The 570-nt window shown below is 71.2% G+C and carries 1 protein-coding gene; it reads left to right on the top strand.

What is annotated here, in order from left to right; translation table 11 throughout:
• Position 1: 1 nt before the first annotated feature.
• A partial coding sequence (locus IF55_RS35670; RefSeq protein WP_245661680.1) for an IS110 family transposase occupies positions 2 to 570 on the top strand: 569 nt, incomplete at its 3' end.

Here is a 570-nt window from a genome sequence, read left to right as displayed (position 1 = left end):
CGTGTTCCTGGGCCTGGACGTCGGCAAGAGTACTCACCACGGCCACGGACTCACCCCGGCCGGCAAGAAGGTCTTCGACAAGCCGCTGCCCAACAGCGAGCCGAAGCTGCGGGCCGTGTTCGACAAGCTGACCGCGAAGTTCACCACCGTCCTGGTGATCGTGGACCAGCCCGCCTCGATCGGCGCCCTCCCGCTCACGGTCGCCCGCGACAGCGGCTGCAAGGTCGCCTACCTGCCCGGCGCCGACCTCTACCCCGGCGAGGCGAAAACCGACGCGAAGGACGCGGCCGTGATCGCGGACGCGGCCCGCACCATGCCGCACACCCTGCGCTCGCTGCATCTGACCGACGAGATCACCGCGGAGCTGACCGTCCTGGTCGGCTTCGACCAGGACCTCGCCGCCGAGGCCACCCGCACCTCCAACCGCATCCGCGGCCTGCTCACCCAGTTCCACCCGTCGCTGGAACGGGTCCTGGGCCCCCGCCTCGACCACCAGGCCGTCACCTGGCTCCTGGAACGCCACGGCTCCCCGGCCGCCCTGCGCAAAGCCGGCCGCCGCAGACTCCTCGA

The sequence above is a fragment of the Streptomyces varsoviensis genome, from assembly GCF_000718635.1.
Classification (GTDB): domain Bacteria; phylum Actinomycetota; class Actinomycetes; order Streptomycetales; family Streptomycetaceae; genus Streptomyces; species Streptomyces varsoviensis.
Note: the sequence above shows the minus strand (reverse complement) of the source record. Positions and strands in the feature narration are given on the sequence as shown.